At 32.3% G+C, this 9,616-nt stretch carries 7 protein-coding genes and 1 tRNA gene; all 8 read right to left on the bottom strand.

What is annotated here, in order from left to right; translation table 11 throughout:
* Positions 1-9: 9 nt before the first annotated feature.
* The gene (locus Q0543_RS00860) at positions 10-972 is read right to left on the bottom strand and encodes a PD-(D/E)XK motif protein (RefSeq protein ID WP_299247731.1); all 963 of its coding nucleotides are present in this window, start codon (positions 970-972) and stop codon (positions 10-12) included.
* On the bottom strand, positions 969-3,206 hold the full coding sequence (locus Q0543_RS00855) for a Z1 domain-containing protein (protein WP_299247728.1): 2,238 nt from the start codon (positions 3,204-3,206) through the stop codon (positions 969-971). The genes Q0543_RS00860 and Q0543_RS00855 overlap by 4 nt, the downstream gene beginning before the upstream one ends.
* A gap of 11 nt (positions 3,207-3,217) precedes the next feature.
* Positions 3,218-4,009: a hypothetical protein gene (locus tag Q0543_RS00850; RefSeq protein WP_299247725.1), complete on the bottom strand. Its 792-nt coding sequence runs from the start codon at positions 4,007-4,009 to the stop codon at positions 3,218-3,220.
* 2 nt (positions 4,010-4,011) lie between these two features.
* Positions 4,012-5,208 (bottom strand): hypothetical protein, encoded by a 1,197-nt coding sequence (locus Q0543_RS00845; protein ID WP_299247723.1) that lies wholly within the window; start codon positions 5,206-5,208, stop codon positions 4,012-4,014.
* A gap of 9 nt (positions 5,209-5,217) precedes the next feature.
* Positions 5,218-6,756, bottom strand: a complete 1,539-nt coding sequence (locus tag Q0543_RS00840; protein WP_299247721.1) for an ATP-binding protein — start codon at positions 6,754-6,756, stop codon at positions 5,218-5,220.
* Positions 6,740-8,080 carry a DNA cytosine methyltransferase gene (gene dcm, locus Q0543_RS00835; protein WP_299247720.1) on the bottom strand — a complete coding sequence of 447 codons (1,341 nt, stop codon included), beginning with the start codon at positions 8,078-8,080 and terminating at the stop codon, positions 6,740-6,742. The genes Q0543_RS00840 and dcm overlap by 17 nt, the downstream gene beginning before the upstream one ends.
* 297 nt (positions 8,081-8,377) lie before the next feature.
* Positions 8,378-8,459: transfer RNA gene (locus Q0543_RS00830), tRNA-Leu, on the bottom strand.
* A 278-nt stretch (positions 8,460-8,737) separates the two neighbouring features.
* The gene (locus Q0543_RS00825) at positions 8,738-9,511 is read right to left on the bottom strand and encodes an SAM-dependent chlorinase/fluorinase (RefSeq protein WP_299247717.1); all 774 of its coding nucleotides are present in this window, start codon (positions 9,509-9,511) and stop codon (positions 8,738-8,740) included.
* Positions 9,512-9,616: the final 105 nt, after the last annotated feature.

The raw sequence follows: 9,616 nt of genomic DNA, 5'->3' as shown, positions 1-9,616 counted from the left end.
TTGTCTAAATTATTCGCCTAAACCAGTTGCTCCCCAGAAAATGGATGTGACCCATGACAAATCCGATTTGTATTTAACTTCTGAAACTTGATTAGGAATATTTAATTCTTCAATCTTCGGTATATCCTGGTGCTTATAAAATAACAATGAATCCTTAGCAATTCCATAGTCAAATTTCATCATAATTGACTGTTCAATTGTATTACCTAATGTGTTGCAAACAATGCTATTTAACTTATCTATAAGCTCAAAATCATTCTTTAGTTTATTAGTGATATTATTAACCAATTCTTGAATGCTTTTCCCATTAGTATTTTGCCGAACAAAAATGGAAGCTATTAATACTTGAGTTTCTTGGGGTGGATTTAACTGTTCAGAGGAAAATATATGAATCCGATCAAAATTAGTATTGCTTTTAACTTCAACTTTTTCTTTTCCAGCATTAAAGTCAAATTTTTCTTCAGGTATTTGATGCCAATAATTCAATAAAGTACTAGAGTCGGTGCCATTTTCAATGAAGAATAACTCTGCCCAAAGCCCTTGTACCGTTTTTTTAGGAACATCAGTTAATGCTCGAAACACTTCAACAAATTTATTTAATGAGGAAATTAGTTGTTGCTGTGTTGGATTACCACCAATGGTTTTTATTAATGTTTCAGAAATTTTAAAAAAATATTCCTGCAAATTTCGATCACTATTGGTAAATGTTATTACAGTAAATATTTGAAAACTAACTTTTTCATCTTCGATAATTTTACAATTAATATTTTGCTGAAGCTGTAGATGTTTTAATCTGAAATTCTTGAGTGAAACATCCTTAATGGGATCATTAATTGAAAGCAAAATAATTGGACTTTCTTCAGAATTAATCGCAACTCTAAATTGAGGAAACTCAGGAATAGGAACTGCTGTGAAAACATCTCCAGTCGTACTTGGAATAATTAATTCATCATATAACTCAATTAAATTCATACTTGTCGAATTATATCTTTACCCATTCTTTCAGGTATCCAAATTGCAACCGTTGGAACACTTACGAAATCAGTGTCTCTTAAATCAAGTAAATGAATTTGAATAGTTATTACATTTTCATCTTTTATTTCTGAATCCCCTGGATATATGACTTCTCCAGTTCGAGGATTTCGACCTTGAAATAGTTGTTGTATTTCGTCATTTCTATCTAGCTTACGTTTCCTTCTTTTCCAATCAGTCAAGCTATTTGCACTCATTAAATAAACAGAACATTCTTCATTTGGATATCCCTCTAAATATCTTTTTAATACTCCTCTTAAACTAGAATAAGTAGCAGAATCACTTTCTCTAGTATATTTCAACTTATTCAATAAATGTTCTAAACAGTCTTTCAACGAAAGTTTAGCAAGTAAATGCTTTTGATCATCTGTTCGATTTATATGGCCAGAATCCTCAGAGAAAAAGGCACTTTGTGTTTCTAAAAATTCAAAAATAGAGTTTCTGTTTGTTTTGATATACTCTTCTGTATCATGAGGAGCATTAATGCGAAACCAATCATTCCCAAATCTATCTCTTTCAACATCGTCATATAAAATATTTGCTCTTGTTAAATTCAACATTTGATCTAAAACAGCAACTCTTTCCCAATCATTAAGATGGCTGTTATCAATATCAAATTCTATTAACCTATTACGAACATCTTCTTCGTGTTCAACAATATAGTTATAAGAATCAATTGTCACTTGATCAAGGAATACACGACAGAAGCCTAAGTAGTTTTTTTTATAACCAAAAAATCTTGCTCTTTGTTGAATCGTATCAACATTTCCTGTTCCAATATTTCTTGGCATATAAGTTACAGTCAAACCTTCTACCGTAAATCCTCTATCCATGGATTGACCTCCAACCAAAATCCAAGAATAAAAATCTTGCCAACTAATTTGAGGTGTTGATCCGTTTCGTGAATTCACTTCTACTATTTGAGTATAACGAATAGCATGAATTAACTTAATACCTGTTAAAATTTCAAATTCAGGTAAATTTTCAACTGTTTGTTGAAGTTGGCTATATGAATTTTTAAAGCTTTCTATTAATTCTCTCTTCTCTTCATTATCGCTACCTGACAATAATCTTTGCCAACTATAGCAAGTAGTACGGATCCAATTAGTAAATTCATTATGATCTCCCTGCAATCTTGAAGGATGAACAAGCATAGTCCTATTCCTATGGTTATTTTGAATTTCTCCAGCAACTACACCTAAAAAGAAAATCTTTAATGCATCTAATAAGCTATCTGGTATTTCATACAGAATATTATCATGTGTTGGAATTTCAATCTGAGGAATTTCAATCACTAAATTCGTGTGATTTATAAAAAACTCTACTCCCCCTGTATATTCTTTTCCAGGCGTAAGCAACTTTATAAAGTTAGGAGACAATCTATCCATTATATTAATAAATAAATTTGCTTGTGGTGTAGCTGTATATTGCAAAAATGTATTGTGAGGAAAAATTGATTTAATAGCATTTATCCTTCTATATATTGTTGATACCTGATTCTCGGTTAAATCTTCAATATCAATATTCTGTCTAGCAGCCCACCTAGCTCTAATATTTAAACTAGCCTGATCACCTTCATCATCAATGATTAAAGTTGGAACATTTGCTAAAGTAAGACCTTGTAAAATATTTAATAAATTATTTAAGTGAGATGTATTTTTCATTACTGTTATTAATACAGTCCTACATCTTTCATTTGGAAATGTTGGGTCTACCCATTGAGCTAATGAAGTTTCGATTGTTTCAAAATCTTCTGTTCTAGTTGGATTTTGTAATAAAGTCCATTTCCGATCATAACGAGTATTTAATCTCAAATCACTTGCTAATCTTTGAGTAGATTGATTTACTAAATTGCTGGAAATACCTGCTATTACAATTACAATTTGATAGTTATTGTCTCTAGCAAGTGCTGTAAGAGTTGTAAATGAAAGAGTTTTGCCACTTTGAACATATCCTATAACAATCCCTGTTTCATTGTTTGTTGCATCATTAGGATTACCACAAACCTGCATGATTCTATATGTTTCATCGAGTATCCTAGCTCCATTTTCATTTAATGTTCCATCGGTATTGGTAAACCCCTTACTTCGAAGCAGTTCATTTGTTTCTTCTCCTACAAAAGGATTCCAAATACCATTTTGATTTACTTCTTGAATTTCTATTTGTTCAGACATAAAAATATTTATTAAATTGATCCAACCCAATGTAAAACAGAATCTCTTAGTTCAGTAAGAACTGGCTTAGAATATAACGAATTATAAATTCTAGTTCTATCAAATAAAAGGCCGAACGAAGATGCTTGTTTTTCCCAATCATCTTTAGAAACATAGTCTACGGTTGAAATAGATGATATGATATTTTCATCATACCAATAAATATATTGCCTCCATCTACCAGTTTCAATTTTCTTTTTTTGTCTCCAATGAATTCCTGCAGCGCATTGTAATAGTACATATATATTAGATGACCTGTTATCGCCAAACAACTTATATCCTATAACATCTACTCCATCGTCTTTATATGTTCCATCAGATCTTCGACCTCTAGTTTCAAAACACAATTTTGAGATTTCATCTAAGTAAATGTTCAAACCTTTGCCAGCAGGAAAACCTAAGGCGTAAACCTCACCTCCTATAAAATTTTTCAAAGCCTGAGCAGATATATTTTCAAAAAGCTTAGTACCAACAGGACTATTCGCAGCACCGTAGAATGAATAATAAATACAAAGATAATATTCAGGGATTTCTTCTTTGGCAGCTAAAGGTGAAATGATATTTGATTCAATACTAAAATAAGGTTTAGTTAATTGACTCGCCCTGAATCGCATTTCTTTAAACAAACTATCTATTTCAGTTTCATCAATATCTGGAGCTAAACTAATTATTAGAGATTTAGACATTGGTCTATTTGTATTTAACAGATTTAACTCAAGCCATTCAATCTCAAATCCTCTTTTAAAATCAACATACTCACTCATAACTATTGTAAGTTTTCTTTAAGCACTGCTATTAACTCTTCTAATGATTTTAGTTGTTTTAATAACTCTTCGTCTTTCTTATATTTGTATGCAAATTGGAGTGAGGTTTGAATAGCTCGAGTAGCTTTTATAAGATTTTTTGAAAGAAATTCCTTTTCACCATTAGTTCTTTCAAATGCTCCATCTAAATCCTTAAATTCAATCAAATAATTTCGTGCTGTCTCATTATTTACAACGTAACTTAACTGATTAGTTATATTTCTAGAATCTGTCAAAATTGCTTTTTCTCCAGTCTTTGAATTACCAAAAATCCAAGTCAAAATGTTTGTAAATTCTGGTAGAGATTTTATGGGAACAATTCTTTCATCTAAATTTACTTTTGCATATGATTCAACTTTCATGTATTCTCTAATTGCAGGAGAATTATAGAGAACTGTCATGAGAGAAAAATCTTCTATTAAAGGCTTTGTGTCAAAATCTAAATCATCTCTAGCTTCAAGAAACAGTTTGTATGTTATATATTGTTTTCTTATAGTATCTGACCTATCACCAACAATTTGCTGAACATGCTGTAATGCTTCAAGTTCACTTCTACCCTTTTGTTTTTCCTTTTCAATTGTATCTGCTATATAATAAGCCTTCGCAAATGCCTCCCATTTTAAAAGTCCAGCAATATGCCTAACTCCTAAATATGATGACACTGATTCTCTATTCTCGTAAATTATACATGGAATAATTGAAATATCCTCTAAAATCTCTTTACTTGGTATTTCAGGATAATTTTTATCCGAGAAAATCTTTTCGCGTAGGCCTGAATTTGTCAATATTTTTATAGTAGAAACTCTTCGATTACCTTCTACTACAGTAAATTTAATTTCTCCTTTTTCTACATATTGTTTCAGTTGATTTGTTAAGTCATCAACATTCGGATATTTTGAAAATTCGAATCCTTCCGGCAATTTATTAGGCACCAGTATTACTGGCTCTTCATCAAAATATCCATTTGCAACTAAAGACAATGCAATAACCTGAGTATCGAAATGCTTGTATAAAATTGATGTTAAATCAAACTCTGTAAGATCCTTATTACCTTCAGTATAAGGGACAATTCTTGGGTTTAATGGATCAAGATTTATTAGACCAACAGGAATATCCAATTGTGGTTTTCTATTTCCTTTTCCGGCTATTTCATTTTTCATCTTAATAATTTATCGTGATAAGTTTGAAATCAATTCATTGAAATTACGTCTTACTTCCCCTTGGGTTTTCACACCACTTCCTTTTGCAATCACTTCAGATAAACCAAATGCTGCTGCAATACGGAGAATTGGTTCGATTTTATTTGTATCAGTCCCAGCAAATTCGACCATAAAAGGATGCGTAAGCGAAAGACGAATACCAATTTGTCTTTCAGAATCTTCTTTTGATTTATCTTTGATGAAACTATCGCCTACTTCAATGAATTCCTTTAAGGACGTATCATATGAAAGTTCAATTGATACTCGCCAATTAACCTTATTAAAACGAATATCAAACTCTCTATGAAGCGTTTTTTCAGTCTTTATTAATTCTTGTTTTTCTGGTTCTGAAACTATTTGGGGAGCGTTAACAATATCTGCTACAACTTGAGGGGCTCTTTTAGCAAAATCATCAACTGTTTCATCCAATGCTTTTTTAGCACCTTTATATTCTTTTTCAGAAGCCCTAGCTCTATACTGTTCTGCTTGCTGTAAAAGTGGAAATTCTTTACTACTAATATCATCCTTTAAGATTCTTAAAAACAACTCAAGATTTTCATCCCAATGAATACCTTTTTTTGTAAAGTTTACATCAAACCCTTCCAAATGAAGTTCTCCAAAAACTCGTTGATAACGGTAACTATTGGGGGCACCAAAAATAAAATCTGGCCTAAATCCATTATCATAACTACCCTCAATTACTCTACCTCTTCGGAATAAAGCAAATCCTGCTTCAGATGTAGAACCCTTTTCTCTTATTGCAACAAAACCCGAAACGCTTAAACCTTCTGATATTTCAAATTTAATTTCTTTCCTCCATGATATCGCTTCTTCTGTTTGGGCATCGTATCTTGGTGCCAATAAAATTTTAGGGTCTTCAAAGGATAATATTTCATTATCAACTTTCAAAATTAAAACTTCGTTCCGAATAAATTCTCGATAAATACTTTTTAAATGATCTTTTACTTTTCCAATGCCTCTTCTTCTTGGCATTCTATTAACATCAAATAATTCAACAATTGTATAATGATTTTTTTTATTGCAGCTATTTACTTCTACATCGAGTTCTTCAATTTTATTTTCAAAAATTTTTTTCATATCAAAACACACTTTCTTCTCTGTGTCTTCATTTAATGAAGTAGATGTAACACACCAACTATCCGCAAACCAACAAGCGGCTGATTTCATCCCCATTCCAAATTCAGAAAGACCGGTATTGTCTGGAGGTATTTCAGCGGCTCTAAAAGCTCTAGAATAATCGGATTGACCTATACCAGCTGCATTATCTCTAATTGTTATTTTGTTATCAGATTCATTAATTTCAATTCTAACTTCAAGCTTATAATTATCACCTTCAACATCTTTCAAAGCAATTTTGTTTTTAAGATAGCTTGCAATTGCATTATCAATAAATTCAGCTAAAGCAAACCATGTTTCATATTCCAAATATTTGAGAACAGATAGCATAGTTACTTGAGGCCTTATGCTTACTTTATCTTGCTTTTCCATGGAGTTTTGAGGGTAACTGATTATTTGGATTTGCAACTGTATTTAATTTATTATCTATTAAAAGTTGTGTAGCTATTAATTTTACTATTTTTGAATTAACAGCATTTCCAAGAGCCTTAAATGCTGCATTATCATTTGAAGGTAATTTCAAACCTGTCAATGATTGCAATTTTAATCCTTCAACTTTAGTAATATATCTTTTCTCCCAACCAATTATAGGGATCTGTGTATTAGTACAAACTAGCGATGGAAAAAAATCAGCTTTCTTTACTCTAATACCTGAAGCTCTAAACTGAATTATATAATTATTAATTTTACGTTTTCCATCTCCAACATTCCATTCTAATTTTTGCCAACTTTGAGACGGAAGAGTCGCAATTCTAGAAACCACATCTTGGATATATTTTTTATTGTCTTTATAAAACAATCTACTTTGTTTAATATACCTTCTTTTCCAAACAGGGAAATCATTCTCAACTCTTGCATAGCTAGGTAAATTAGCTAATTGTTGTTCTTTAGTCATTCCTTTTAAACTACATCCGAAATTACCTTTGTATTGTGCCAATTCCATTTCTGAAAGAAGATGCGGAAAACTCTCTTCAAAAGGATAAGTTGCACCAAACTCCATCCCCCAAATTGGAAAACCTGGTATTTTAACTTCTTTGGGAACAGAATCAATAAGTTCTTGCCAAAGTTTTATACAATCTTGATTAGCTTTAGATAATTTCTTTGCATCAGTAGGATTACTTTCAAGAAATTTTTCTAGTTCTATTACTGCTTTCCTACTCTTATCAACTTTATCAAAACTAAAATGTTCAAGTCCAATTAGCGAACCAACGATAAAAATACGTTGTCTATGTTGTGGAATTCCAAATTCATGTGGTGAATAATCTCTATGATCTACTGTATATCCTAATCGATCAAACTCTGCTTTCATCGCATTCCAAGTTTCTTCATTATTATGTTTTGCAATAAATCGCACATTTTCTAAAATAAAATATGTAGGAGTCCTATGTTCTAATATTTTTATAATCTCATCAAACAATGTACCTCTTTCATCCTCTCTACCCATTTGTTTACCGGCCTTAGAGAATGGCTGACAAGGAAACCCTGCACATAATATATCGTGTTTCGGTATACTATCAATATCATTTTCTACAATTTTTCGGATATCGCCTTGAATATTTATATCCTTTCCCCAATTCATTTTGTATGTCTCTCTTAGTACAGGATTAAGTTCACTCGCAAAGACACATTCATGCCCAAGTTCGTGCAATGCTTTATGAAACCCCCCAAGTCCTGCGAATAAATCTATAAATTTCATCTCGTCTAAATCCTTCTCTTGTATTTAATTTTCGCAAAATACAAAATCGTTTGCTCATAATTGAGTACCAACTTTTATACTAACTTATATGGTGATTGATAAAAAATAATGTGAAATTCATAAACTACGTCCAAAAAGCTATTAGAATGTTTTATTATTAATGTTGTAATCTATATAATTCTATAGCATTCCACTATATTTTATGTAGAAACCTTCTAAATTAACACTATTTCTGACAACATTTTGACAACAAAAACAAAAAAGCCACTGATTATCAGTGGCTTTAGTCATTAATTGTACCTAGAGTCGGAATCGAACCGACACACCTCACGGTACACGATTTTGAGTCGTGCGCGTCTACCAGTTCCGCCATCCAGGCATTATCTTCGCAGAAGCGATCTACATCTTCTATGTAGGGATGCAAAAGTAAGGATATTTTGCGGAAAAGCAAAGGAGGAAAGTACAAAGTATGGAGTACAGAGTACAAAGTATTGATTATTAGGATAAAATTATTTTTTTGAATGAATATGAACAAGCCACCTCTAGAAATTTAAAAGTACCCGACTGTCTATTGCTAATGTACATCTGAGGTATAAAGCTGATGTTGCTGATTCAGTACTTTGTACTCTGTACTCCATACTTTGTACTTACTAGAGACTAATCTACAAACCGTATCTGTACCTGACTGTCATACTGCAAGCCCAACAGTTCTGCTGCATTGCCATGACAAATCGCTATCTCCAGGTTGCCGCTGCTGTTGAATACTGCCACGCACTCCCCGCTTTCTACCGAATTATAAGTGGTAGAAATAATTTCTAACTGCTCTCTGGAAAACATCACCGTATAGGAACGAGCGTCATGCACTTTATCAAACATCTCTGTGGTAATGTTGGTGATCAAATTACCGTAATGGTCAATGTGAATGACTTTGCCCCAGATTTGATTTTTAGTAACCTTCACTTGCGGCAACATCATTGAACCCAATTGCTTTAATTCGACACCCATATTGTAAATGGAACTACCACTCGCCAAAGACACAGCTGAGGTAGCTAGCGTACTTCGCTCGGGGAAAACTGGTGCGTATTTATCGTCTTTTCTTAATTCAACAATTACAGTTGGAAGTTTATCGCTCAGCAAGGAGAAGAAACCCGTATCCATGCCCACGAAATAATGCTCTTCTAATTTTATGGCGACCATTTTCTCCTTGCCCGTCATGGGAGTATTGACACACACCAAATGTACGGTACCTTTGGGGAAATCTCTAAAAACATTGCGCATTACATACGCTGCATGCGGTATATTGAAATGCTCTATCTCATGCGAAATATCAACAATTTGCACGTTATGGTTGAGCGACAAAATTTTTGCCTTAATTGAAGCGACGTAAGGGTCACGCCAGCCAAAATCCGACATAAAAGTAATAATTGCCATAAACCAATCTGTCTTTTTAGTATATTTGATTATAAAGCGAAAAACGGTAAATCTGTAAAGTAAAAATACATTTTTTTATCGTGTTGTTCTAACATTAACAAGAAT

It is taken from the genome of uncultured Cytophaga sp., from assembly GCF_937863595.1.
Taxonomy (GTDB): domain Bacteria; phylum Bacteroidota; class Bacteroidia; order Cytophagales; family Cytophagaceae; genus Cytophaga.
The sequence above is the reverse complement of the archived record's forward strand: the minus strand, read 5'-3'. Positions and strand labels throughout refer to the sequence as shown.

What these genes read in the sequence shown, in the direction of transcription:
- Q0543_RS00860 (WP_299247731.1), bottom strand. Translation starts at nt 972, where the DNA reads ATGAATTTAATTGAGTTATATGATGAATTAATTATTCCAAGTACGACT.
- Q0543_RS00855 (WP_299247728.1), bottom strand. Translation starts at nt 3,206, where the DNA reads ATGTCTGAACAAATAGAAATTCAAGAAGTAAATCAAAATGGTATTTGG.
- Q0543_RS00845 (WP_299247723.1), bottom strand. Translation starts at nt 5,208, where the DNA reads ATGAAAAATGAAATAGCCGGAAAAGGAAATAGAAAACCACAATTGGAT.
- dcm (WP_299247720.1), bottom strand. Translation starts at nt 8,080, where the DNA reads ATGAAATTTATAGATTTATTCGCAGGACTTGGGGGGTTTCATAAAGCA.
- Q0543_RS00840 (WP_299247721.1), bottom strand. Translation starts at nt 6,756, where the DNA reads ATGGAAAAGCAAGATAAAGTAAGCATAAGGCCTCAAGTAACTATGCTA.
- Q0543_RS00825 (WP_299247717.1), bottom strand. Translation starts at nt 9,511, where the DNA reads ATGGCAATTATTACTTTTATGTCGGATTTTGGCTGGCGTGACCCTTAC.
- Q0543_RS00850 (WP_299247725.1), bottom strand. Translation starts at nt 4,009, where the DNA reads ATGAGTGAGTATGTTGATTTTAAAAGAGGATTTGAGATTGAATGGCTT.